25 protein-coding genes are annotated in these 22,434 nt (G+C 66.9%); 15 read left to right on the top strand and 10 right to left on the bottom strand.

Annotated features, from left to right (window positions below):
- The first annotated feature begins 60 nt into the window (after nt 1-60).
- Both EYZ64_RS12150 and EYZ64_RS12155 read left to right on the top strand, forming a co-directional pair.
- Nucleotides 61-957, top strand: a complete 897-nt coding sequence (locus tag EYZ64_RS12150) for a tyrosine recombinase XerC (protein WP_135453651.1) — start codon at nt 61-63, stop codon at nt 955-957.
- Between the two features lie 45 nt (nt 958-1,002).
- Nucleotides 1,003-1,869: an alpha/beta fold hydrolase gene (locus tag EYZ64_RS12155; RefSeq protein ID WP_286174813.1), complete on the top strand. Its 867-nt coding sequence runs from the start codon at nt 1,003-1,005 to the stop codon at nt 1,867-1,869.
- On the opposite strand, the gene EYZ64_RS12160 is transcribed toward EYZ64_RS12155, so the two are convergent.
- Both EYZ64_RS12160 and EYZ64_RS12165 read right to left on the bottom strand, forming a co-directional pair.
- Nucleotides 1,853-2,818 (bottom strand): LLM class F420-dependent oxidoreductase, encoded by a 966-nt coding sequence (locus EYZ64_RS12160; protein ID WP_167857801.1) that lies wholly within the window; start codon nt 2,816-2,818, stop codon nt 1,853-1,855. The two genes, EYZ64_RS12155 and EYZ64_RS12160, sit on opposite strands and share 17 nt — an antisense overlap.
- 50 nt (nt 2,819-2,868) lie before the next feature.
- The gene (locus EYZ64_RS12165; RefSeq protein ID WP_135453653.1) at nt 2,869-3,369 is read right to left on the bottom strand and encodes a M23 family metallopeptidase; all 501 of its coding nucleotides are present in this window, start codon (nt 3,367-3,369) and stop codon (nt 2,869-2,871) included.
- A 295-nt stretch (nt 3,370-3,664) separates the two neighbouring features.
- Here EYZ64_RS12165 and rpsB point away from each other — a divergent pair, with 295 nt between their 5' ends.
- From rpsB to EYZ64_RS12200, 7 genes are all read left to right on the top strand, one after another.
- Nucleotides 3,665-4,495, top strand: coding sequence for a 30S ribosomal protein S2 (rpsB, locus tag EYZ64_RS12170; protein WP_135453654.1), 831 nt, complete (start codon nt 3,665-3,667; stop codon nt 4,493-4,495).
- 18 nt (nt 4,496-4,513) lie between these two features.
- Nucleotides 4,514-5,341 carry a translation elongation factor Ts gene (gene tsf, locus EYZ64_RS12175; protein ID WP_135453655.1) on the top strand — a complete coding sequence of 276 codons (828 nt, stop codon included), beginning with the start codon at nt 4,514-4,516 and terminating at the stop codon, nt 5,339-5,341.
- A gap of 186 nt (nt 5,342-5,527) precedes the next feature.
- Nucleotides 5,528-6,382 (top strand): LLM class F420-dependent oxidoreductase, encoded by an 855-nt coding sequence (locus EYZ64_RS12180; RefSeq protein ID WP_135453656.1) that lies wholly within the window; start codon nt 5,528-5,530, stop codon nt 6,380-6,382.
- A 23-nt stretch (nt 6,383-6,405) separates the two neighbouring features.
- Nucleotides 6,406-7,890 carry an amidase gene (locus EYZ64_RS12185; RefSeq protein ID WP_167857802.1) on the top strand — a complete coding sequence of 495 codons (1,485 nt, stop codon included), beginning with the start codon at nt 6,406-6,408 and terminating at the stop codon, nt 7,888-7,890.
- A gap of 138 nt (nt 7,891-8,028) precedes the next feature.
- Complete coding sequence (locus EYZ64_RS12190) at nt 8,029-8,583, top strand: hypothetical protein (protein WP_135453657.1); 555 nt, start codon at nt 8,029-8,031, stop codon at nt 8,581-8,583.
- Nucleotides 8,584-9,747, top strand: coding sequence for a glutathionylspermidine synthase family protein (locus EYZ64_RS12195; protein WP_135453658.1), 1,164 nt, complete (start codon nt 8,584-8,586; stop codon nt 9,745-9,747). It abuts the gene before it with no gap.
- 19 nt (nt 9,748-9,766) lie between these two features.
- A complete protein-coding gene (locus EYZ64_RS12200) occupies nt 9,767-10,222 on the top strand; it encodes a DUF350 domain-containing protein (RefSeq protein WP_135453659.1) in 456 nt (151 codons plus the stop codon).
- A 30-nt stretch (nt 10,223-10,252) separates the two neighbouring features.
- On the opposite strand, the gene EYZ64_RS12205 is transcribed toward EYZ64_RS12200, so the two are convergent.
- Both EYZ64_RS12205 and EYZ64_RS12210 read right to left on the bottom strand, forming a co-directional pair.
- Complete coding sequence (locus EYZ64_RS12205) at nt 10,253-11,374, bottom strand: glycerate kinase (protein WP_135453660.1); 1,122 nt, start codon at nt 11,372-11,374, stop codon at nt 10,253-10,255.
- Nucleotides 11,375-11,426: 52 nt separating this feature from the next.
- A complete protein-coding gene (locus EYZ64_RS12210) occupies nt 11,427-11,867 on the bottom strand; it encodes a MarR family winged helix-turn-helix transcriptional regulator (RefSeq protein ID WP_135453661.1) in 441 nt (146 codons plus the stop codon).
- A gap of 36 nt (nt 11,868-11,903) precedes the next feature.
- Here EYZ64_RS12210 and EYZ64_RS12215 point away from each other — a divergent pair, with 36 nt between their 5' ends.
- The 4 genes from EYZ64_RS12215 (at nt 11,904) to EYZ64_RS12230 (ending at nt 14,950) form a co-directional block, all read left to right on the top strand.
- The gene (locus EYZ64_RS12215; RefSeq protein WP_135453662.1) at nt 11,904-12,596 is read left to right on the top strand and encodes a class I SAM-dependent methyltransferase; all 693 of its coding nucleotides are present in this window, start codon (nt 11,904-11,906) and stop codon (nt 12,594-12,596) included.
- A gap of 146 nt (nt 12,597-12,742) precedes the next feature.
- The gene (pyrH, locus tag EYZ64_RS12220; protein WP_135453663.1) at nt 12,743-13,492 is read left to right on the top strand and encodes a UMP kinase; all 750 of its coding nucleotides are present in this window, start codon (nt 12,743-12,745) and stop codon (nt 13,490-13,492) included.
- A 22-nt stretch (nt 13,493-13,514) separates the two neighbouring features.
- Nucleotides 13,515-14,072 (top strand): ribosome recycling factor, encoded by a 558-nt coding sequence (gene frr, locus EYZ64_RS12225; RefSeq protein ID WP_135453664.1) that lies wholly within the window; start codon nt 13,515-13,517, stop codon nt 14,070-14,072.
- Nucleotides 14,073-14,095: 23 nt separating this feature from the next.
- Nucleotides 14,096-14,950, top strand: a complete 855-nt coding sequence (locus EYZ64_RS12230) for a phosphatidate cytidylyltransferase (RefSeq protein WP_450068805.1) — start codon at nt 14,096-14,098, stop codon at nt 14,948-14,950.
- 41 nt (nt 14,951-14,991) lie between these two features.
- On the opposite strand, the gene EYZ64_RS12235 is transcribed toward EYZ64_RS12230, so the two are convergent.
- From EYZ64_RS12235 to EYZ64_RS12245, 3 genes are read right to left on the bottom strand one after another with little or no spacing between them, the layout of a single operon-like run.
- Nucleotides 14,992-15,705, bottom strand: coding sequence for an EthD domain-containing protein (locus EYZ64_RS12235; RefSeq protein ID WP_286174814.1), 714 nt, complete (start codon nt 15,703-15,705; stop codon nt 14,992-14,994).
- Complete coding sequence (locus tag EYZ64_RS12240; protein ID WP_167857803.1) at nt 15,702-16,544, bottom strand: SMP-30/gluconolactonase/LRE family protein; 843 nt, start codon at nt 16,542-16,544, stop codon at nt 15,702-15,704. The genes EYZ64_RS12235 and EYZ64_RS12240 overlap by 4 nt, the downstream gene beginning before the upstream one ends.
- Nucleotides 16,541-17,803, bottom strand: a complete 1,263-nt coding sequence (locus EYZ64_RS12245) for an aminotransferase-like domain-containing protein (protein WP_167857804.1) — start codon at nt 17,801-17,803, stop codon at nt 16,541-16,543. Before EYZ64_RS12245 ends, EYZ64_RS12240 begins: the two co-directional genes overlap by 4 nt.
- Nucleotides 17,804-17,854: 51 nt before the next feature.
- Here EYZ64_RS12245 and EYZ64_RS12250 point away from each other — a divergent pair, with 51 nt between their 5' ends.
- Together EYZ64_RS12250 and rlmN are read left to right on the top strand one after the other, a co-directional pair.
- A complete protein-coding gene (locus tag EYZ64_RS12250) occupies nt 17,855-18,481 on the top strand; it encodes a TetR/AcrR family transcriptional regulator (protein WP_167857805.1) in 627 nt (208 codons plus the stop codon).
- Between the two features lie 113 nt (nt 18,482-18,594).
- Entirely contained in the window at nt 18,595-19,701 is a 1,107-nt protein-coding gene (gene rlmN, locus EYZ64_RS12255) for a dual-specificity RNA methyltransferase RlmN (protein ID WP_135453669.1), read from the top strand.
- A gap of 95 nt (nt 19,702-19,796) precedes the next feature.
- On the opposite strand, the gene EYZ64_RS12260 is transcribed toward rlmN, so the two are convergent.
- The 3 genes from EYZ64_RS12260 to EYZ64_RS12270 all read right to left on the bottom strand — a co-directional run bounded on the left by EYZ64_RS12260 (nt 19,797) and on the right by EYZ64_RS12270 (nt 22,393).
- Entirely contained in the window at nt 19,797-20,204 is a 408-nt protein-coding gene (locus EYZ64_RS12260; protein ID WP_135453670.1) for a nuclear transport factor 2 family protein, read from the bottom strand.
- Nucleotides 20,201-21,685 carry an aldehyde dehydrogenase family protein gene (locus EYZ64_RS12265; protein ID WP_135453671.1) on the bottom strand — a complete coding sequence of 495 codons (1,485 nt, stop codon included), beginning with the start codon at nt 21,683-21,685 and terminating at the stop codon, nt 20,201-20,203. Before EYZ64_RS12265 ends, EYZ64_RS12260 begins: the two co-directional genes overlap by 4 nt.
- A gap of 150 nt (nt 21,686-21,835) precedes the next feature.
- Nucleotides 21,836-22,393: a TetR/AcrR family transcriptional regulator gene (locus EYZ64_RS12270; RefSeq protein ID WP_135453672.1), complete on the bottom strand. Its 558-nt coding sequence runs from the start codon at nt 22,391-22,393 to the stop codon at nt 21,836-21,838.
- Nucleotides 22,394-22,434: the final 41 nt, after the last annotated feature.

Below are 22,434 nucleotides of genomic sequence, written 5' to 3' on the forward strand. Positions count from 1 at the left end.
CGACGGTAGCGGCTCGGCGCGTCGGGTGCGGGGCGGGCGTCCTTCTGCCACCGTGGCACGGTGCCCGCAGTCCAGGATGTGCTCGCCGAGTTCGACGAATACCTGGCGCTGCAGTGCGGCAGGTCTGAGCACACCCGCCGGGCGTACCGCGGTGACCTGTCGGCGTTGTTCGACTTCACCGGCGGTGGCCTGGATACCGTGACCCTGCCGGCGCTTCGGTCCTGGCTGGCGGGCCAGGCCACGACCGGAGCAGCGCGGACCACGCTGGCGCGACGCACCTCGACGGTCAAGACCTTCTGTACCTGGGCGGCTCGGCGGGGATTGCTGCCGGAGGACGTCGCGGCCCGGTTACAGGTACCCAAAGCGCACCGCACCCTGCCCGCGGTGTTGCGTCGCGATCAGGCGATCGACGCCATGGAGGCGATGAATTCCGCTGCGCGCGAAGGTGATCCGCTGGCCCTGCGGGACCGGCTGATCGTGGAGATGCTCTATGCCACCGGGATCCGGGTCAGCGAGTTGTGCGGACTGGACATCGACGACATCGACACCTCACGCCGGGTGCTGCAGGTGCTGGGCAAGGGCAACAAGCAGCGCACCGTCCCGTTCGGCGAGCCCGCGCACGTCGCGTTGACGGCATGGCTCACCGAAGGCCGCCCCGCCCTGGCCACTGCCGATTCCGGTCCGGCACTGCTGCTGGGGGCCCGCGGTAAACGGATCGATCCGCGTCAGGCGCGCACCGTCGTGCACCAGACCGTCTCTGCCGTCGACGGTGCCCCCGACATCGGCCCGCACGGGCTGCGGCACAGTGCTGCCACCCACCTGCTCGAAGGCGGCGCCGATCTACGCATCGTGCAGGAGTTACTGGGCCACACCTCGTTGGCCACCACGCAGCTTTACACCCACGTCACCGTCGAACGGCTGCGGGCAGTGCACGACCAGGCCCACCCACGGGCCTGACATCCCGGAACGGAAGATTTAGGAGAACGCGCAATCCGATCCATCGTGGACCTGCCATCCGGACCTGTCTCGTATCTCACCTGGGCACCCCTCGATCCCGTTTCGACCGTGGTGTTGCTGCACGGCGGCGGCGTGGACAACGCATCGTTGTCATGGGGCGACATCGGCCCGCGACTGGCCGACGCGGGTTACCGCGTTATCGCCCCGGACCACCCCGGCTACGGTCAGAGCCCGCCGGCGCACCGGCCGGTGACCCAGGACCGGTTGGTCGCCTACGTGGCGGAGTTCGTCGACGGGATGGAGCTGGACCGCTATGTGATCGGCGGGCTGTCGCTCGGTGGCGGCATAACGATCGGCCACGTGCTGGACCGCCCGGACCGGGTGGCCGGCGCGATGCTGCTGGGCAGCTACGGCATCATGCCGCGGCTGTCGGACGGAGCGCTGTCGGGCGCCCGTCAACTGGTCACCTGGGCGATGGTGCGCACGGGTCTGCTCGGCGCGGTGACCCATTGGGTCGGCACCAGCCGGGCCGCGATGACCCGCAGCATGCACGCGCTGATCAGGGATCCGCGGCAGCTGACCGACGCGTTGATGGACGAGATCATGGCTGCGGCAGCACAACCCGACGGATTCGACGCGTTCGAACAATGGCAACGCGACCAGGTCGGGTGGAACCGGCTGCGCACCGACTACACGTCGCGGCTGTCGGAGGTGAGGTGCCCTGCCCTCGTCATCCACGGCGATCGAGACCCCGGCGTTCCCGTCGCGCGAGCCCGCGCCGCTGCCGAGCTGATCCCGGATGCGCAGCTGAAAATCGTTGGCGGTGCCGGACACTGGGTTCAGCGTGATCAGCCGGACGTCGTACTCGCCGCGATCAGCGGATTCCTGCGGGACATCAACGCAGCAGCCTGAGCACCTCGGCTAGGTGCGGCAGAGCTGATTCGCGGCCGGGCCATTCGTCGAACACCGTCCAGTAGCTGATGCCGAATCGGTGTTGACGGTCGACCAACGCCTCGGCCATCTGCTGATACGTGCCGAGCAGTACGAACGGGGATTCCAGCAACAGCTTCGGATCTGTATCCAACCGGGCGGCGAGTTCCGCGACCGCCTCCGCTGGGTTCTCCGTGGGCACCACGAACTGGATGAGCGCGTTCAGTTCGATGTCCTCGAAGCGATCACCGGCCGCCTCGCGCACAACCGAGATGCGGTCCTGCAGGCCCGCCGCATCGAAATGGGTCAACCGCACTTCGGTGGCGTCGTGGTTGTGACTGAAACCTGCCAGGCCGGCGATATCGGCCACCCGCCCCGCCAACCGCAACACCCGGGTGCCGTTGCCCCCGACGAGCAGTGGAACGGCAACGTCTGGCGCCGCGACCAGCTCGCCGGCAGCGGCGCGCACACAGTAGTGCGCCCCGTCGACGTTGATCGGCTCGCCGGCGAGCAGCGGGCGGATCACCTCGACCGACTCGACCAGACGGTCCACGCGCGTGCCGGCGGAATCGAACCTGAGGCCGGCGGCGTCGTACTCGGATTTCATGTGGCCCGCGCCCAGGCCCAGCTCGAACCGTCCGCCCGACAGTGCCGCCGTCGTCGCCGCTTCGCGCGCGACGTCGACCGGGTGCCGAAGATCGTTGTTGAGCACCAGAGTTCCGGTGTGCAGTCGGGTGGTCACCGCGCACGCCGCTGCCGCGCCGGCGAACGGTGACAGTGACCCGATCAGATGGTCGGGAATGGTCAGTACGTCGAATCCGGATTCCTCGACTGTCACGGCGAATTCGGCGAAGTCCGTGCCGCGGGGCAGCGCGGTGTGCAGACCGAATCGCATGGGCCGGTTGCGGTGGGATCGCGACGCGGTGGTCATGGTTCCGACAGTAGGCCTCCCTGACTGCGGTGTGAGTGTGCGCAAAACTGTCACCGGTGGAGCGGTTTGAGCCGGATCGGGGTCTCGGCCAGCAGCCCGAGCGGGTCGACGTAGTCGGCCCGGGCGGCCGCCCCCCACATCGCACCCCAGTGCAGGCACGCGGCCGCGCCACATCCGGGATGGCCGGCCAATACCGTGCCGAGGAGCTGGCCGTCACTCACGGTCTGACCGGGCCGCACCGATGCCTGCACTGGTTCGTAGCTCGTGCGTAAACCACCCGGGTGGGCCAGCGAGACCACCGGACGCCCGGCGAGCACGCCGGCGAAGACCACGGTGCCCGGGCCGGCGGCGTAGATGGGTTGTTGAGGCGTGGCCGCCAGATCGACGCCGCGGTGGCCGCGGTTCCAATTGGGGGAGGGGGCGTCGAAACCCCTGGCCACCGCCGGTCGCGGTGATACCGGCCAATGCAGCCGCGAGCCCTCGGCGTTGGCGGTGACCGGCCAGAACGATGCCAATCCCAGCATCAGCACGGCGGCGCCAAACCTCACCATCTCAGTTCAGCGCCGTCCCGGCGCGGGCGAAAGCCCCGAAACCCGGGTTGTGGATGAATGCGTCCGGCTTCGCTGCGTGGTAAAAGCACCCCTGTTCAGCGTGTAAACTTCTACCCGCAGCTCGCTTGCGGGCTGACTTCGCGTGTCTGCGCATTCGACTGCCGCCATGGGGTCGTACACGGGTGCCGACGGTCCTGACCTGGGATTTCCCAGATCGGGTTCGGCAACCAGTGGGCACCAGGGCCTGGCATCACCCGACGCCGGGCGACAACCGACATAAAGGAACCACCAACTCATGGCTGTTGTAACCATGAAGCAGCTGCTTGACAGCGGCGCTCACTTCGGGCATCAGACCCGTCGCTGGAACCCCAAGATGAAGCGGTTCATCTTCACCGACCGCAATGGCATCTACATCATCGACCTGCAGCAGACGCTGACCTACATCGACCAGGCGTACGAGTTCGTCAAGGAGACGGTCGCCCACGGTGGCACCGTCCTGTTCGTCGGCACCAAGAAGCAGGCGCAGGAGTCCATCGCCGAAGAGGCCACCCGCGTCGGCATGCCCTACGTGAACCAGCGCTGGCTGGGCGGCATGCTCACCAACTTCTCCACCGTGCACAAGCGCCTTCAGCGTATGAAGGAGCTCGAGGCCATGGAGCAGACCGGTGGCTTCGAGGGTCGCACCAAGAAGGAAATCCTCATGCTCACGCGTGAGAAGAACAAGCTTGAGCGCAGCCTCGGCGGTATCCGTGACATGGCCAAGGTGCCGTCGGCCATCTGGGTCGTCGATACCAACAAGGAGCACCTGGCGGTCAATGAGGCCATCAAGCTGGGCATCCCGGTCATCGCGATCCTGGACACCAACTGCGATCCCGATCAGGTCAACTACCCGATCCCGGGCAACGACGACGCGATCCGTTCGGCCGCCCTGCTGACCAAGGTCGTCGCCTCCGCGGTGGCCGAGGGCCTGCAGGCTCGCGCCGGCCAAGGTGCCGGTGAGAAGCAGGACGCCGCGGGTGTCGAGCCGCTCGCCGAGTGGGAGCAGGAGCTGCTGGCCGGTGCCACTGCCGGTACCCCCGAGGGCGAGGCCGCTGCTGCACCCGAAACATCCACTGACGCTTCGTAATTCCAGGAGAAGTCTTAAATGGCTAACTACACCGCTGCCGACGTCAAGCGACTGCGGGAGCTGACTGGCGCCGGCATGCTCGACTCGAAGAACGCTCTGGTCGAGGCCGGCGGCGACTTCGACAAGGCTGTCGAGCTGCTCCGTATCAAGGGCGCCAAGGACGTCGGCAAGCGCGCTGAGCGCGCCACTGCCGAGGGCCTGGTCGTGGCCAAGGACGGCGCGCTGATCGAGTTGAACTCCGAGACCGACTTCGTCGCCAAGAACGCCGAATTCCAGGAGCTCGCCGAGCAGGTCGTCGCGGCTGCCGCCGCTGCGAAGGCCGGCGACGTGGATGCCCTCAAGGCCGCGAAGGTCGGGGATACCACCGTCGAGCAGGCCATCGCTGACCTGAGCGCCAAGATCGGCGAGAAGCTCGAGCTGCGTCGGGCCGCCTACTTCGACGGCACGGTCGAGACCTACCTGCACAAGCGTGCCGCGGACCTGCCGCCGGCCGTCGGTGTGCTGGTCGAGTACCAGGCCGGGGACGCGGACAAGGGCAAGGAGGCCGCGCACGCGGTCGCTCTGCAGATCGCCGCGCTCAAGGCCAAGTACCTCACCCGTGAGGACGTGCCCGAGGACATCGTCGCCAACGAGCGTCGCATCGCCGAGGAGACCGCGAAGGAAGAGGGCAAGCCCGAGCAGGCTCTGCCCAAGATCGTCGAAGGTCGCGTCACGGGCTACTACAAGGACGTCGTGCTGCTGGACCAGCCGTCGGTGTCCGACAACAAGAAGACCGTCAAGGCACTGCTGGACGACGCCGGGGTCACCGTGACCCGCTTCGTGCGGTTCGAGGTCGGTCAGGCCTAACACACCAGAAGACCCGGGCGGCACACCCACCGCCCGCCGCAAAACCCCGCGCTCATTCCGGCGATCCCGGAAAGTGCGGGGTTTTGTTCATTCGTGATGCGGTCGGTGCCGGGTAGTTGCTTTCGCAGGGGCTAGGGGCTTTGCCGATGTGGGAGTGTGGCAGGTACCAATGGTGTTGGAGGTGACATGCGCGTAGGTGTGGTATTTCCGCAGACGGAACTCGGCGGAGATCCGGGAGCCGTGCGCGCCTACGGCCAGCGTGTCGAGGAGCTGGGCTTCACCCACATCCTGGCTTACGACCACGTCGTCGGCGCCGATCCGGCCGTCCACCGGGACTGGGCGGGGCCCTACGACCTCTACACCACATTCCACGAGCCGATGGTGATGTTCGGTTACCTGGCCGCCGTCACCTCGCTGGAGTTGGTAACCGGGGTGGTCATCCTGCCGCAGCGTCAAGCCGTACTGGTGGCCAAACAGGCGGCCGAGGTTGACCTGCTCACCGGCGGGAAGCTGCGCCTGGGCGTCGGGTTGGGCTGGAATGCGGTCGAGTACGAGGCGCTCGGCGAAGATTTCGGAAACCGCGGCAAGCGGTCCGAGGAGCAGGTTGAGCTGATGCGCCGGCTGTGGACCGAATCGTCGGTCACGTTCGAGGGCCGTTACCACCGGGTGACCGGTGCCGGCCTGGCGCCGTTACCCGTGCAGCGCCCGATCCCGGTGTGGTTCGGAGCGGCCTCCGCCCGGGCGTTGGAGCGGGCCGGGCGGCTGGGCGACGGCTGGTTCCCCATGATCGGACCCGGCCCGGAGCTCGACGATGCCCGGGCCCGGGTCGAGCGCGCCGCCGTTTCCGCAGACCGCGACCCGGCGACCATCGGGATGGAGGGGCGAGTGGGCTGGGCCGGCGATCCGGACCAGACCGCAGCCGACATCGCGGCATGGGCCGACGCCGGAGCCACCCACGTCACGGTGAACACCATGGGTGCCGGACTGCGGACAGTCGACGAGCATCTGGCCGCGCTGCAGAGCGTGGCTCGGGCGCAGTGATGTCGGCTTGCTAGCGTCACAGCGTGACTAGCGGTCCGCGCCCAGCGCGAAATGCCCCGACCCGCCTGAGCGCCTTCGGCGACGATGCCCTCGGCGAGCACGATGCCGTCGGCCTGGTAGAGGAACTGCGGGCCGGCCGGGTATCGGCAGCCGACCTGATCGAGGCCGCCGTCGCGCGGGTCGAGGCGGTCAATCCCACCCTCAACGGTCTGGCGTTCGAAGCCTTCGATCGGGCCCATGCCCGGGGCGCGGCCCCCAGCCGCTACGGCGGGTTCTTCGACGGTGTCCCGACCTTCGTCAAGGACAACGCCGCGGTCCAGGGCATGCCGACCATGCGCGGTACCGACGCGTGGGAACCCCGGCCCGAAACGGCCAACGGTGACTTCGCCCGCGCCTACCTGGCCACGGGTCTGGTACCGCTGGGCAAGACCCGGCTCTCGGAGTTCGGTTTCAGTGCGTCGTGTGAGCATCCGCGGCTCGGGCCGGTCCGCAACCCGTGGAATCCCGCCTTCACCGCGGGTGCGTCGTCCTCGGGCTCCGGTGCGTTCGTCGCAGCGGGGGTGGTTCCCATCGCCCACGCCAACGACGGGGGCGGGTCGATCCGGATCCCGGCCGCCTGCAACGGGTTGGTCGGCCTCAAGCCCACCCGGGGCCGGCTTCCGCAGGACAAGGACATGCGGATGATGCCGTTGCGGATCGTGTCCGACGGGGTGCTCACCCGATCGGTGCGTGACACCGCCGCGCTGCTTCGGGAGATGGAACGCGTCTACCGCAATCCCAAGCTGCCGCCGATCGGCGATGTCAGCCGCCCGGGCAAACAGCGCCTGCGCATCGCGGTGTGCACGCAGTCCATCGTGCACGATGCCGGTCCGGAGATGACCGAGCTGACGCACAAGACCGCCGCGCTCCTCGAGGAACTCGGCCACCAGATCACCGTGATCGGCAACCCGGTCCCGGCCCGGTTCAAGGATGATTTCCTGCTGTACTGGGCGTTCCTGGCGTACGCGCTCGTACGCGGCGGGAAGCGGTCCTTCGGCCCGAGTTTCGACCGCGACAAGCTCGACAGCCTGACGCTCGGGCTGGACCGGCTCGCCTCGCGCAACTTGCATCGGGTCCCTCCGGCGATCGTCCGGCTGGCGCGGTCGCGGCGGATCACCGAGCGTCTGTCCAACAGCTATGACGCGGTGCTCATGCCGACCCTGGCCGAGCCCACCCTCGAGATCGGCCGTCTCGACCCGACGGCGGACTACGAGCAGATCATCGACCGTCTGCTGGGGTGGGTGGCGTTCACCCCGTTGCAGAACGCCACCGGGGATCCGGCCATCTCGCTGCCGCTGGCCCAGACCGACACCGGCCTGCCGGTGGGCATGATGCTGTCGGCGACCCGGGGCCGGGAAGCCCTGCTGCTGGAGCTGGCCTACGAGCTCGAGGAGGCCAGGCCTTGGCCGCGCATTCAGGATCCGGCCCCCGCGGCCCCGCGCAAACGGGCGCGAAAAGCGGTGAAATAGCCGGTTTTTGCGCACCCCGGGCGCTGGTACAGAGGTGCGGCCCCGCCTTCGCGCGCCGGTTTTGGTCAGGTGCTGGACACGCAACTGGCAGCGTCCTCCTATGATGACCGGCAGGTGTCAGAGTTTGCGGGGGTGGGAATGACGTCTGGGCCAGACGACCAGTGGAGCCAGGACGGTCGGGGATCGATACGTTGGCAGGATCCGGCTACCGCCACGCCGCGGCCACCGACCGTGGCCGAGGCACGTCAACGCGACAAGGCCCAGAAGGCCCGCGAGGTGGCCGCGCAGTTCGCGGCCCTGCAGGAACAGAAGGCCCAGGACCGCAAGGCCAGGAACGGCAAGATCCTGATGGGGTCGGTGGCCGTGGTGGGCGTGGTGGGCGTGGTCGCGCTCGGCTACCACCTGCTGCACAAAGAGGAAATCGCGGCGTCGTGCGTCAAGGAGGGCACCAACGAGGTGGTGCCCGATTCGTATTGCTCCAGTGGACACAGCGGTTCCGGGGGCACGTTCATCTACCTGGGCTCGCCGTACCGGTACTACTACGGCGGCAACAACGGCGGGGTGGGCACCATTGCCCGGGGCGGGACCATCGAACAGCCCAAGGGCACCACGGCCAAGACCAAGTCTGGGACGTCGATCTCGCGCGGCGGCTTCGGTTCGTCGTCGAGCTACGGCAAAAGCTCGGGAAGCTGAATGCGCCGTCAACGTAGTTCCCCGCGGGCCGGCTGGGAACAGATCGTCGCCGACCAGGGGATGTGTTACGGGACTCCGGCGCGCGACGCGACCGGTGCCGACCGTCCGTACTGGGACGAATCGGTGCACTACGTCTTCGACATGGACGAGGTGCTCTCGATCGAGGCCTCAGTGGAGGTGCTGCACTCGATGTGCCTTGAGGCCGTCGAGCACGTCGTACTGACCGGGCGCTACCGCGACTTCGGGCTTCCCGAATGGAGCTGGGAGCACATCGAGAAGTCCTGGCGGCGCAGTGATCCGCACCTGTACGGCCGGTTCGACCTACGCTACGACGGCCGCAGGCCGCCGGTGCTGCTGGAGTACAACGCCGACACGCCGACCACACTGCTGGAAGCGGCGATCCTGCAATGGCACTGGAAGACCGACGTGTACCCGGCCGACGATCAGTGGAACTCGTTGCACGAGAAGCTGGTTGCCCGCTGGGCTGAGATCAGGGACCGGCTTCCGGGACCGGAGACGTACTTCACCTGGTCGGGGGCCGAACTCAGCGGTGAGGATCACGTGACCGTGGCCTACCTCCAGGAGTGTGCGGCCGAGGCCGGGCTGCGCACCGTGGGTCTGGCGATCGAGGACATCGGGTTCGACCCGGATCTCGACCGATTCGTCGACCTCGAGGAAGCCCCCATGGCGTCGATCTTCAAGCTCTACCCGTGGGAGTGGATGCTCGACGACGATTTCGGCCGCCGGGCGGTCGAACAGCTGCCTGCCACCATGTGGGTGGAGCCGCTGTGGAAGACGCTGCTGAGTAACAAGGCGATCCTCGCGGTGCTGTGGGAGATGTATCCCGGGCACCCGAACCTGTTGCCCGCCTACGTCGATGACCCGCACGAGCTGACCGACTACGTGCGCAAACCCAAATTGGGACGTGAGGGCGCCAACATCACCATCGTGGGCGCCGGGTACGAGACCGAGACGGGCGGCGTGTACGGCGAAGAGGGCTACGTGTACCAGTTGCTCGATCCGCTACCGCAATTCGACGACATGCGTCCCGCATTGGGCGCCTGGATCGTCGGCGACGAATCCGCCGGACTCGGGATCCGCGAGACCTCCGGTCTCGTCACCGACAACGGCGCTGCCTTTGTGCCACACCGCATCCCGCTGTGACCTGGAAGGAATAACCCCTATGACAACCACTCTGGTTGCGCTCGGCCCCGATTACTGGTCGGTCCTCGGTCACGGGGTGTCGGCGATCGTGCTGTACTCGATTGTCGGTGTGGCGCTGTTGATCCTGGGTTTCTACGTGATCGACTGGACCACGCCGGGACCGTTGCGGGCCCTGGTGCAGGCCGGGCGCCCCAACGCCGCTGCGATTGCGGCGTCCGGCGTGGTCTCGATGGCGTTGATCATCGTGCTGGCCATCTACAGCTCGTCGGGTGACCTGATCCAAGGTCTGATCACCACCCTGGTGTTCGGTCTGTTGGGCATTGCGGCCCAGGCGTTCTCGGTCCGGCTGGTCGGTGCGATCAAGGGGATCGACATCGGCGGCGTTCTGGCCTCCGAGAAGTTCACCCCGCAGGTCCTGGTCGTCACGGCTTCCTATCTGGCCTTCGGCCTGATCATCGCGGCCGCCATCCTCTGATTCCCTCCCGCTTGCGGGGGACTGCTCGGGCTAGAGAGTGCGGCAGACGGCAGCGGCCGCACGGGCCAACGCGGCCGGGCCGTCACGTAAGGCCTGATCCAGCGGAGTGCCCGGTGCGGTGATGGCCACCAGTTTCTCGACGCCGTTGGCCAGCAGTACATCGGCGTCGGCCGCCACCCGGCCGGCGAATATCACCACCCGCGCACCGGTACGCACGGCTACCCGGGCGACACCGAACGGTGTCTTGCCCAACATGGTCTGGGCGTCCACGCTGCCTTCGCCGGTGAACACCCAGGCCGCCCCGGCCAGCGACTGTTCCAGTCCCACGGCTTGGGCGATCACGTCGACACCCGGCGCACATTCGGCGGCAAGGAATTCCATCAGGCCGAAGCCCAGGCCGCCGGCGGCACCAGAGCCGGGACGGTCAGGCCGGGCGTGACCGAGCGCAGCGCCGGTCACCGCGACCAGGCGGGTCAGCGCGGCTTCGAGAATCTCGACGTCGTCAGGTGTGGCACCCTTCTGCGGGCCGAAAACTGCACTGGCACCACCGGTTCCGAGCAGCGGTGCGGTGACGTCGGACGCAATCCGGATGTGAGTGTCAGCCAGTCGGAGATCCAGACCCGAGACATCGATGTGCCGGAGCCGGGCGAGGGCCGCGCCGCCCGGCGGTAGTGCGGCACCCGCGGCGTCGGTGAAGGAGACGCCGAGGGCGGTGAGCATGCCGGCCCCGCCGTCATTCGTCGCCGATCCACCGATCCCGATCAGCAGCTCGGCCGCGCCGTGGTCCAGCGCCGCGATGATCAGCTGGCCTACCCCGAACGTGCTGGCGCGCAGGATGTCTCGATCCGCCGGAGCCACCAGCTCCAGGCCCGAGGCGCTGGCCATCTCGATCACGGCCAGGCGGCGCTCGGCGATGTAGCCATAGGTGGCGCGGACCGGCCGACCCAGTGGATCGCTGACCTCGACCGTGACGCGGTCTCCGCCGAGCGCGTCGACGACGGCGTCTACCGTCCCTTCGCCGCCGTCGGCCATCGGTACCCCGATGCACTCGGCGTCGGGCAGTACCGACCGGATGCCCTCGCGCATCGCTGCCACCGCTTGCGACGCGGTCATCGACTCCTTGAACGAGTCCGGGGCCAGAACGATCTTCATGCGCCTGGGACATTACCGACTGCGCGGCCGTTCGGCGCGCCACGCGCGCCCCTCAGATCACCGCCTGGGCCAGGAGTCGCTTGAGTTCGCGTCGCTGCAGGGGGTCGAGCCGGTCGAGCACATTGTCCTCGGCGGCGAGCACTGCCGCTTCGGCGCGTTTGAGCAATTCGGCTCCCTCGGCCGTCAGTTCGGCCGGGAGTGCCCGTCCCGAATTGACGGTGGCGGGTCTGCGTACCGCATCGCGGTCCTGCAGGCCGCGCAGCACGTTGTTCATGGCCTGCGGTGAGACGTTGGTGTGGCGGGCGAGCTCGGCGTTGGACTGGCCGGGAAACAGAGACAGCACTCGCAGGCAGACGAATTCGGGCAGCGTGAGTCCGAGTGGCTGCAGCTGCGCGGTGACCTTCGGCTGCAGCACCGCGACGACGCGGTACATCAGGTATCCGAGTGGCTGCTCCTCGAGGGTGCCCCCCGTTTCGGAGTTCATATCAAGCATATTGACACATATCAACCACGTTGATATACCGGACGTATGACCACACCAAGCGAAATGTCAGATGCAATGTTCGAATCGGCTTACCGCGGTGAGGCTCCCGAGTTCGCCGGGGTGCGCCCGCCGTGGAGTATCGGCGAACCGCAGCCCGAGATTGCGGCACTGATCGCCGAAGGCAAGTTCCACGGCGACGTCCTCGACGCCGGCTGTGGTGAGGCGGCCACCGCGCTGGACCTGGCAGAGCGGGGGTTCACCACGGTCGGGCTGGACCAGTCGGCCACCGCCATCGACATGGCCCGGGCCGAGGCCGCCAAGCGGGGGCTGACCAACGCCACCTTCGAAGTCGCCGACATCAGCGCGTTCACCGGCTACGACGGCCGCTTCGGCACGATCGTCGACAGCACGTTGTTCCACTCCATGCCGGTGGAACTTCGTGAGGGCTACCAGCAGTCGATCGTCCGGGCCGCTGCACCCGGCGCCTCCTACTTCGTGCTGGTGTTCGACAAGGGGACGATGGGTGATACGGGGCCGGCCAATCCGGTCACCGAGGTCGAATTGCGCGAGGTCGTCGGTAAGTACTGGGTGATCGACGATGTCCGGCCGGCCCGCATCCACGCCCACGTGCCTGCCGAATTCGCCACCTTCGCCGATTTCGCCGGGATGGACATCCGCGACGAGGGCAATGACCGCAAGTCGGTGGCGGCCTGGTTGCTTCAGGCGCACCTGGGGTAGTTGCCGGTTGACCTGCGCCCGCCGGCGACACTCGGTCCGCGAAGGCTCCCCCCACTAGGTGTGTTGCCCGCCATAAGGCAGGATGGAGAGGCCGTCCAGGGGTAACCCGGGTGGCTCTCTACATGCGAGGAGTGCCGAGGAGACCGATGGCGGATCCGAATATCGCCGGCGAGGGCGCAGCACCCATTCGTCCCTTCTACACGAGGGTTCTGCTGAAGCTTGGCGGAGAGATGTTCGGCGGTGGCCAGGTCGGCCTCGACCCCGACGTCGTGCACCAGGTTGCCCGCCAGATCGCCGCAGTGGTGCGCAGCGGCGTCCAGGTCGCGGTCGTGATCGGCGGCGGCAACTTCTTCCGTGGCGCCCAACTGCAGCAGCGCGGCATGGAACGCACGCGCAGCGACTACATGGGCATGCTCGGAACCGTGATGAACAGCCTTGCGCTGCAGGACTTCCTGCAGAAAGAGGGCATCGATACCCGCGTGCAGACCGCCATCACCATGGGGCAGGTCGCCGAGCCGTACATCCCGTTGCGGGCCGTGCGGCACCTGGAAAAGGGCCGCGTCGTCATCTTCGGTGCCGGCATGGGCCTCCCGTACTTCTCCACTGACACCACCGCCGCGCAGCGGGCTCTGGAAATCGGGGCCGAGGTGGTGCTGATGGCCAAGGCCGTCGACGGCGTCTACACCGCCGACCCGCGCGAGGATCCGAACGCCGAGCTTCTCACCGAGGTCAGCCATCGCGAGGTCATCGATCGCGGCCTGCGGGTCGCCGATGCCACCGCCTTCAGTTTGTGCATGGACAACCGGATGCCGATGCTGGTGTTCAACCTGCTCACCGAAGGCAATATCGCCCGCGCGGTGGCGGGTGAGAAGATCGGAACACTGGTCACCACCTGAACGGGAAACGGGAGAAGCCGACGTGATCGACGAAACTCTCTTCGACGCTGAAGAGAAGATGGAAAAGGCCGTGAGTGTGGCCCGTGACGACCTGTCCGCCATTCGGACCGGCCGGGCCAATCCGGGCATGTTCTCCCGCATCAATATCGACTACTACGGGTCGATGACGCCGATCACGCAGATGGCGAGCATCAACGTCCCCGAGGCGCGCATGGTCGTCATCAAGCCCTACGAGGCGGGACAGCTCAAGCCGATCGAGGACGCGATCCGCAACTCCGACCTCGGGGTCAACCCGACCAACGACGGCAGCATCATCCGGATCTCCATCCCGCAGCTCACTGAGGAACGCCGCCGCGACCTGGTCAAACAGGCCAAGTCCAAGGGCGAGGACGCCAAGGTGTCGGTGCGCAACATCCGCCGCAAGGCCATGGAGGAGCTCAGCCGGATCAAGAAGGACGGCGAGGCCGGCGAGGACGAGGTCGGGCGGGCCGAGAAGGACCTCGACAAGTCCACCCACACCTACACCAGCCAGATCGATGACCTGGTCAAGCACAAGGAAGGCGAACTGCTGGAGGTCTAGAGGCCGATCAGCAAATACCTTTCGTGACAAACGCACCGGTCGGAGAACCGCAGAAAAAACAGTCCCGGGCCGGCCGTAACCTTCCGGCCGCCATCGCCGTCGGCGCCGTCCTCGGCGCCATGGCGATCGGTACGCTCCTGTTCGCGCCGATGTGGTGGCTGCCGTTGCTCGCGGTGGCCATCGCCATCGCCACTCACGAGGTGATCCGGCGGCTGAGCGAACAGGGTTACGCGCTGCCCACCGTCCCGCTGTTACTCGGTGGTCAGGCGATGATCTGGCTGACCTGGCCGTTCGGCGCGCTCGGACTGCTGGGTGCCTACGGCGGGACGATCGTCGTCTGCATGGTGTGGCGTCTGGTCGGTCAGGGGCTGGACCAGCAACCGGTGAATTACCTGCGCGATATCGCCGCGACGGTCCTGCTTGCCACGTGGGTGCCGTTGTTCGCGGCGTTCACCGCGCTACTCATCTTCGCCGATCACGGCGGAGTCCGGGTGTTCATCATCATCGTGACGGTCGTCTTCGCCGACATCGGTGGCTATGTCGCTGGCGTCCTGTTCGGCAAGCATCTGCTGGCGCCGGCGATCAGCCCCAAGAAGTCCTGGGAGGGTCTCGGCGGTTCGCTGTTGTTCGGTATCGCCGCCGCCGTTTTTTCGGTGGTGTTTCTGCTGGACAAGCCCGCGTGGGTGGGCGCGCCGCTGGGCTTGCTGCTGGTCATCACCGGCGTGCTCGGCGACCTGGTCGAATCGCAGATCAAGCGTGACCTCGGGATCAAGGACATGGGCACGCTGCTGCCCGGTCACGGTGGAATCATGGATCGCATCGACGCGATGTTGCCCGCGGCCGTCGTCGGCTGGATTGTGCTGACCCTGCTGGCGTGAGGCGCGGCAGCCGCGCGTCACGACGCGCGGCCGACCATCGCCTACCGGGATGGTTGCGACGCCGGCGCGTAGACGTACCGGCTGGTGGGGACCGAGTCCAGGTTGGTGTGTGCCCCGAACCGGGTCACACTCTCGATCATCAGACCGAGGCGTCGCTGCAACTCGGCATCGTCGCCGCCGCTGCCGTAGAAAGCGTGCGGGTCGGTCATGGCCGCCATCGGGAACAGCTCCTCAACCAGGGCGTCGACCCGCTCCTCACCGAGAACCGTGCGCAGCACCCGGTTCTGCACGTAGCCGAAGGTCGCCTGCGTCTCGATGGCCACCGTGGTGTGCTGTCCCTGCCAGCGGTGCAGCCACTCTTGGGGGGTGAGGTCGGCGGGGATTCGCAGGAATCCGATCTGGGCGAGCGCCGGGGTGCGTTGCCCATCGGCGACCGGCGGTGGCACCAACCGCACCGTTTCCTCGACCTCCCACCCCACGCAGTGATCGGCGACCCCGGACAGCAGTTCGGAGATCGCGGTCGGCTCGGCCTCGGTCCAGATGCTGACCACCGCGTTCACCGGAGTGTCGAACGCCGTGATGCGCAGCTGTGTGGGGGCGACATCGGCATCGTCCACATTGACCTGCAGACGGCTCGCGCCGGCCGCGTGGATCGCCTCGCGCAGCTGCGGTGCATGCAGCACCCGATCGAGATCCGGGCCCCACAGCGCGTACATGAACTTCATGGCTTGTCCCTCTTTCGAAATGTCGGTCATGCGATCGCCTCGTCGAGCTCGATCGCCAGGATGGCGCCCGATCGCGGGGTGCCGGTGTCCGTCGGTGCCACCGACGTCGAGGCGCAGATGTAGAGCGTGCGACCCTGCGTCCCGCCGAGCTGGCAGGCCACCGGGTACCAGTTCCCGGTGCCGATGACATGGGTCTGTTCGCCGGTCCGGTCAACGCGGACAACGGCATTGGAGTTGGGCGAGGCGAACCACACCGCACCGCTGGGGTCGGCACAGATCCCGTCGGGAACCCTCCGTCCGAGGTCGGCGAACACCTGTTGGTCGGACAGGGTGCCGTCGGGATCCCGGCGAAAGCTGGTGAGCCGGCGGGCCAGTGACTCGGCGAGGATGAGCCGGGTTCCGCCGTCGGCCAAGGCCATGCCGTTGGGCACCAGCACGTCACCGGAGACCACCTGAACCGCGCCGTTCATGTCCACCCTGATGAGTTTCGTCGGGGTGGGGGAGCCCCCTTCGTAGTAGTCGAAGCCGATGTCGCCGATGTAGGCCCGGCCGGCATCGTCGACCAACATGTCATTGCTCGGTCCGCGGTGATACGGCGACAGATCGGCCACCGTCGTGGTGGTCTGACCGTCATAACGCAACAGTTTCCGGTTCAGCATGGACACCACCAGCAGATCGCCGTCAGGCGTCCAACCGAGGCCCGACGGCCGGCCGGCGACATCGAGTACCGGCTCGCACGCCTGCCCGGGCACCAGCCGGAACACGGTGCCTGCGTGCTGGTCGGAGAACCACAGCGCGCCGTCGTGCCAGCGCGGGCACTCCGGGAAGATCAGACCCTCGGCGACGGCCCGAGGGCCGTCCGCGATCACTTGATCACCGATTCACGGATGGCCTCGCCGAGAATTGCTATGCCCCTTCGCATTTCCTCGTCATCGACGTGGCTGTAGGCCAGCCGCAGATACCCTGCCCCGTCGGAAGCGGCGCTGTCGATCATGAACCGCTCGCCCGGGCGGAAAGCCACGCCGCCCTCGGCGGAGCGGCGTCGAACCTCGCGCCAGTCGACCTGATCGGACAGCTTGAGCCACAGGTAGAAGCCGCCCTCGGGGACTGAGAACGTCACCCAGGAACCGCAGTGTTCCCGAACCGCGGCCACCGCGACATCGAGCTTGCGCCGGTACACGTCGTTGGCGCGGTCGATCTGCTTGTCGAAGTCACCGGATGCGACGAACCGCGCCAAGGCCCGGCAGGTCCACAGGCTCGGGCCCAAGTCCTGCCGTACCGAACCCAATCCGGTGATCAGGTCCTGCGGTCCGGTCATCCACCCGATTCGCAGCGCAGGTGCCACGGTCTTGCTGAAGCCGTGTGACTGCATCACCCTGCCGGTGGTGTCCATCGACAGCAGCGTGGGAATCGGCTCGCCGTGGTAGCGCAGGTCGCCGTAGATGTTGTCCTCGATGATCAGGAAGTCGTACTCCTGCGCCAGCTCCAGGATGCGTCGGCGTCGCGGTTCCGACGTCGAAACGCAGGTCGGGAGCTGGAAGGTGGCGACGATGTACAGCAGCTTCGGGACCACCCCCGCGGCGGCCATTTCCGCCAGACGCGCCGACAGCGCGTCGGGATCGAGGCCGTCCGCGTCGATTGCCACGGGCCGAATGTCGGCGCCGCGCATTTTCGCGTACCGCAGCGCGTAGGGGAATGTTGCGGCCTCGACCAGCACGCCGTCGCCGGGGTTGACCAGCGCGTTGATCGCCAGGGCAATGGCCTGCACCGAACCGGAGGTGATGATCAGGTTGTCCGGGCCCAGGTCGGTGCGCGCATTGCGCTCACCCAGCCACCGCGCCAGTTCGCGGCGCAGGTGCAGACTGCCCAGGACCAGCTCGGTATAGCCGGTATTGCCGTACACGATCTGGTCGCCGGGTCCGTCGACGTCCAGCGACACGTACTCCAGTGCGCGCGCCCCGTCGTGGGCGAGAACGTCGCTGTGCAGGTGATCAAGCGTGGCTATCGGGAATGTCTCTGCGGACGGAATCCCTTGGTCGAAGTTGAAGGTGACCGGTACCGGGTCCTGCGGGGGCACGAAGGGTGCCACGCGCGCGATGTCGGATAAGAACTTCTGAACGTCGACCACGTCGCACGGCTCCTTCGTGTTTGTTCGATGACACATTTACAGTTGGCTGCGATGAGTGAGGCTGTCGAGGTTCCCGGAAGGCGTCCTGCGGTTCAGCGACGCAGTCAGGTGACGGCTTCCCGGGTGCTCGATGCCGCGCTGGAAATCCTGGCCGAGTCGGGGGCGCAGGGCTTGACCATCGCCGCGGTCAGTGAGCGCTCCGGAGTCTCCAACGGCGCCATCTACCATCGCTTCGCCGACCGTCGGCAGCTCCTGGTCGAAGCCCATGCCAGGTTTTTGAACCGGCTCAGCGAATCCAGCGAATACCGTTCGGCGCCTTGGTATCCAGCCACGGACAGGCAAGTGTTCGTGTCGGGCTTCGTGGCCATGTTCCTGACTGCTGTCGCGGACAATCGTGCTCTGCTCTTTGTCTTCGTCAGTCTCGGCCGGGCGGATTCGGACATGTGGGCGGACGGAGTCGAGTGGAGCCGGTCCTTGGCGCGGGATTTCGGCCGGGTGCTCACGGAGCGATTCGGGTGCAGCGCCGCCGCTGCCGACACCGCATTCCGGATGGTGTACTCCTACGCGTTTCTGCCGGCTGTGTTCGGCAGTGACGAAATTACTTCGGTTGCAATGGACTCGGCCGTCCGTGCCGAACATCTGGCGACCGCCGTGGAGGCTGTCCTGGAACGGCACTGATTGACCCTCTCGTGCACTCTCGCATCAAAACAGAGCGCTCACTCTGGTTTTAGAACACGTTACAACTCGGCGGTGTTCACGCGCAATGACGGTGCTGGGATACTGGACGTGTTATGTCTGCTGAAAGTAAGCCGTTACCGCTGGTCTTCGACGCCCCGCGACGTGCCATGCCGCCGCGGCACCTTGCCGACCTCGACGAGGACGGCCGGGCCGAGGCGGTCGCCGAGCTGGGGTTGCCGAAGTTCCGCGGCAAGCAGCTGGCCAACCAGTACTACGGCAGACTCATCGCCGACCCGCAGCAGATGACCGATCTGCCGGCCGCGGTGCGCGACCAGGTGGCCGAGGCCCTGTTCCCGACGCTGATCGATCCGGTGAAGCAGATCCAGTGCGATGCGGGGGAGACCCGCAAGACCCTGTGGCGTGCGGTTGACGGCACGACCTTCGAGTCCGTGCTGATGCGCTACCCGCAGCGCAACACCGTGTGCATCTCCTCGCAGGCCGGCTGCGGCATGGCCTGCCCGTTCTGCGCGACCGGCCAGGGCGGCCTCAAGCGCAACCTGTCCACCGCCGAGATTCTGGAGCAGGTCCGGTCAGCGTCGTCGGCCATGCGCTTGGAGCATGACGGTCGGTTGTCGAACATCGTGTTCATGGGCATGGGGGAGCCCCTGGCCAACTACAACCGGGTGCTGGCCGCGGTGCGGCGCATCATCGCCCCGCCGCCGAACGGCTTCGGCATCAGCGCCCGGTCGGTGACGGTGTCGACGGTGGGCCTCGCCCCGGCCATCCGGAAACTGGCCGACGAGCGCCTCGGTGTCACACTGGCCGTGTCCCTGCACACCCCCGACGACGAACTGCGCGACACCCTGGTTCCGGTGAACAACCGGTGGAGCGTCGACGAGGTCCTCGATGCCGCGCGCTATTACGCCGACGTCACCGGCCGGCGGGTGTCCATCGAGTACGCGCTGATTCGTGACATCAACGACCAGCCTTGGCGCGCAGACCTTTTGGGGAAGAAACTGCACAGCAAGCTGGGGCAGCTGGTGCATGTGAACCTGATTCCGCTCAACCCCACCCCGGGCAGCAAGTGGGATGCCAGCCCCAAGCCGGTCGAGCGGGAGTTCGTCAAGCGCGTCCAGGCCAAGGGAGTGTCGTGCACTGTGCGTGATACCCGGGGCCTGGAAATCGCCGCGGCCTGTGGCCAGTTGGCCGCCGAGGGCTAGTTTTCTGCGCCGAGACTGCGCCCAGATCGCGTTTTCGCGGAAATTGGCGATCTGTACGCAGTGTCGGTGGGCTGTATGCAGTCTCGGCAGCCGGCCTATCCCGGCGGGTTGGTGAACCAGAGATTCTCCTCGCGCAGGCTCCGGCTGCGCCAGCCGTCGGGCATGCGCGCCAGCTCATGGTGGTAGTAGCCGCCGCACGCGCTGATCTCGGCCATCCCCGGTAACTGCATGGGGTTGTAGAACATCGCCCGTACCGTCGCGGTGTCGCCGTCGGTTTCGAGGATCTCGATGTTGGTGATGTAGTGCATGCTCCACGGGATCACCCCGAAGTTCGCGGAGAACCAGTCGACGACTTCGTCGCGGGTGCCCACGGTGGCGCCTGCCGACGAGTAGTCGATGTGGGCGTCCTCGGTGAACACCGAGCGGTACAGCTCCCAGTCCTTGGAATCGACGGCCCGGGCGTACCGGTACAGCAGCGCCGAGATGTCGGAGTACTCACTCACTCGGGCATCCCGATGGTCTTCGACTCGAAGTACTCCTTGAAGCCTTCCTCGCCGTTGCGCCGGCCCAGGCCGCTCTGCTTGGAGCCGCCGAACGGGCTGTTGATGCCGAAGTGGCTGCGGCTGTTGATCGTGACGTTGCCGGTCCGGATGCGCCGCGCGACGGCGAATGCCCGGTCCACATCTCCGGACGAAACCTCCCCGGACAGGCCGTAGATGGAGTTGTTGGCGATGGCGACCGCTTCGTCGTCGGAGTCGTAGGGCGTGACCGTCAGCACCGGTCCGAAGATCTCCTCCTGCGCGACCTGTGAATCGGGGTCGACGTCGGCGAGCAGGGTGGGCTGGGTGTAGTAGCCGGTGGGCAGGTTCTCCGGAACACCGCCGCCGGTGACCAGCCGGGCGCCGGAATCGATGCCGGATTTGATGAGCCCGAGCACCTTCTCGCGCTGGGTGGCGCTGATCTGCGGCCCCTGCATGATGCCCGGGGTCCACGGATCCCCGACCGGGAAGTTCTCCATCGCGCCCTTGAGGAGCGCGATGCCCTCGTCGTACCGGCTGCGGGGGAGCAGGATTCGGCTGGGCAGGATGCACGACTGCCCGCTCATGACGCAGGCCATCATCGCCGCGATCGGCAGGGCCGAGTTGAAGTCGGCATCGTCGAGCACGATGTGGGCGGACTTGCCACCCAGTTCGAGCATGGTCTTCTTGACTGTGGAGGCGCCGGCGGCCAGTATGGCGCGCCCGGTCGCGGTCGACCCGGTGAAGGTGATCATGTCGACCCGCGGGTCCGCCGACAGTGCGGCGCCGACTTCGTTGGCATTGGACACGACGACGTTGAACACGCCGGCCGGGATGTCGGTGTGTTCGGCGACGATGCGGCCCAACTCGGTACCCGACCACGGGGTGAGCTGCGCGGGCTTGAGGACGACGGTGTTACCGGCCATCAGCGCCGGCACCGTCTCGGCGATGTTGAGGTAGAACGGCACATTCCACGGGGTGATCGCACCGACCACACCGACCGGCTCATAGGCGATCTTGCGGCGCGCCGGCCCGAGCTGGGTCTGGTGCACGCCGTTGTCGACGACGTAGTCGAAGTTCTTCCCGTGCTCAGCCCAGTGCTTGACCTCGCCGATCGGGTCCTCGATCTGCGAGCCCGTGACGGTCACCGGACAGCCGACCTCGGTGATCAGCACCCGGCGCAGCCGCTCCTTCTCGGCCTCCAGCGCGTCGTGCAGCTGCATCAGGCAGTGGTAGCGGAACTCGACGTCGCGGCTCCAGTCGGTTTCGTCGAATGCGCGGCGCGCGGCTCCCACCGCACGCTCGATGTCGGGCACCGTGCCGTCGGTCGCCTGGCCGGCCACCTGTTCACTGGCGGGGTGGACAACGTCGAATTTCGCACCGCTGCCGGTGTATTGGAGCTCACCGTCGATGAGCATCCGCTCGTCACCGGCGAGCACGCCGGTGTCGCTCTGCACCTGAGTCATAGGAGACAGCTTTACAAAAATTGCGTGCCGTGTCACCCCTTTGGAGAAAGGATTGACCGATCGATAAGTCTCTGCGATCGTAGAGTCTTGTGGGCGCGCGGGCAGGAGGTGCGGAAGGTGAAGAGCGGAAGGTGAAGAGCGGAAGAGGGGTCAGTTTGCGTCGGGCTGTTTGATCCCGACGGCGTGACGTAGCTGTGCCAGGAATTGATCGCCGTCATCGCTGCGCACGACGTAGTGCGAGACTGCGACCCGGATCGCGGTGGCAGCCTTGACCGGGGCATTGGTGCCCGACAGGAGTTTGAGCAGCCGCGCCCGCATGAGCGGCAAGACGTTGGCCAGCTGTGTGATGACGACTTCGGGCTCGATGTCGATGAGCCGGACCCCGGAATACGACTGCTGGTACTGCACGATGAAACGCAGTGCGGCATCGAGTTTCTCGTTGCCCCGCAGGCCGACGGTGGCGCGGCTCATGCCGTGGTCGAACATCTCACGCTCATAGGTGCCGAAGGCGTCGAGAAGTTCCTGCTTGTCGGCGAACCAGCGGTAGAGCGTCGGCCGAGACACCCCGGCCTGCAGTGCCACCTCGGAAAGGCTCAGCTTGGTCTGGCCGCTGCGGGCCAGTACCTCGGCCGTTGCGACCAGGATTCGATGGCGCGTCGAGGTGTCTTCGGCTGATGTGCCCCGCTGCGCGGTTACAGGTTCATTCACGTCCAGGCCTTGGTTGATCGTGGTTCACCAAATGGTAGGAC

The organism is Mycobacterium sp. DL99 (assembly GCF_004762045.1).
Lineage (GTDB): Bacteria > Actinomycetota > Actinomycetes > Mycobacteriales > Mycobacteriaceae > Mycobacterium.

What these genes read in the sequence shown, in the direction of transcription:
- EYZ64_RS12160 (WP_167857801.1), bottom strand. Translation starts at nt 2,818, where the DNA reads ATGACCACCGCGTCGCGATCCCACCGCAACCGGCCCATGCGATTCGGT.
- EYZ64_RS12165 (WP_135453653.1), bottom strand. Translation starts at nt 3,369, where the DNA reads ATGGTGAGGTTTGGCGCCGCCGTGCTGATGCTGGGATTGGCATCGTTC.
- rpsB (WP_135453654.1), top strand. Translation starts at nt 3,665, where the DNA reads ATGGCTGTTGTAACCATGAAGCAGCTGCTTGACAGCGGCGCTCACTTC.
- tsf (WP_135453655.1), top strand. Translation starts at nt 4,514, where the DNA reads ATGGCTAACTACACCGCTGCCGACGTCAAGCGACTGCGGGAGCTGACT.
- EYZ64_RS12180 (WP_135453656.1), top strand. Translation starts at nt 5,528, where the DNA reads ATGCGCGTAGGTGTGGTATTTCCGCAGACGGAACTCGGCGGAGATCCG.
- EYZ64_RS12190 (WP_135453657.1), top strand. Translation starts at nt 8,029, where the DNA reads ATGACGTCTGGGCCAGACGACCAGTGGAGCCAGGACGGTCGGGGATCG.
- EYZ64_RS12195 (WP_135453658.1), top strand. Translation starts at nt 8,584, where the DNA reads ATGCGCCGTCAACGTAGTTCCCCGCGGGCCGGCTGGGAACAGATCGTC.
- EYZ64_RS12200 (WP_135453659.1), top strand. Translation starts at nt 9,767, where the DNA reads ATGACAACCACTCTGGTTGCGCTCGGCCCCGATTACTGGTCGGTCCTC.
- EYZ64_RS12205 (WP_135453660.1), bottom strand. Translation starts at nt 11,374, where the DNA reads ATGAAGATCGTTCTGGCCCCGGACTCGTTCAAGGAGTCGATGACCGCG.
- EYZ64_RS12210 (WP_135453661.1), bottom strand. Translation starts at nt 11,867, where the DNA reads ATGCTTGATATGAACTCCGAAACGGGGGGCACCCTCGAGGAGCAGCCA.
- EYZ64_RS12215 (WP_135453662.1), top strand. Translation starts at nt 11,904, where the DNA reads ATGACCACACCAAGCGAAATGTCAGATGCAATGTTCGAATCGGCTTAC.
- pyrH (WP_135453663.1), top strand. Translation starts at nt 12,743, where the DNA reads ATGGCGGATCCGAATATCGCCGGCGAGGGCGCAGCACCCATTCGTCCC.
- EYZ64_RS12235 (WP_286174814.1), bottom strand. Translation starts at nt 15,705, where the DNA reads ATGACCGACATTTCGAAAGAGGGACAAGCCATGAAGTTCATGTACGCG.
- EYZ64_RS12250 (WP_167857805.1), top strand. Translation starts at nt 17,855, where the DNA reads ATGAGTGAGGCTGTCGAGGTTCCCGGAAGGCGTCCTGCGGTTCAGCGA.
- rlmN (WP_135453669.1), top strand. Translation starts at nt 18,595, where the DNA reads ATGTCTGCTGAAAGTAAGCCGTTACCGCTGGTCTTCGACGCCCCGCGA.
- EYZ64_RS12265 (WP_135453671.1), bottom strand. Translation starts at nt 21,685, where the DNA reads ATGACTCAGGTGCAGAGCGACACCGGCGTGCTCGCCGGTGACGAGCGG.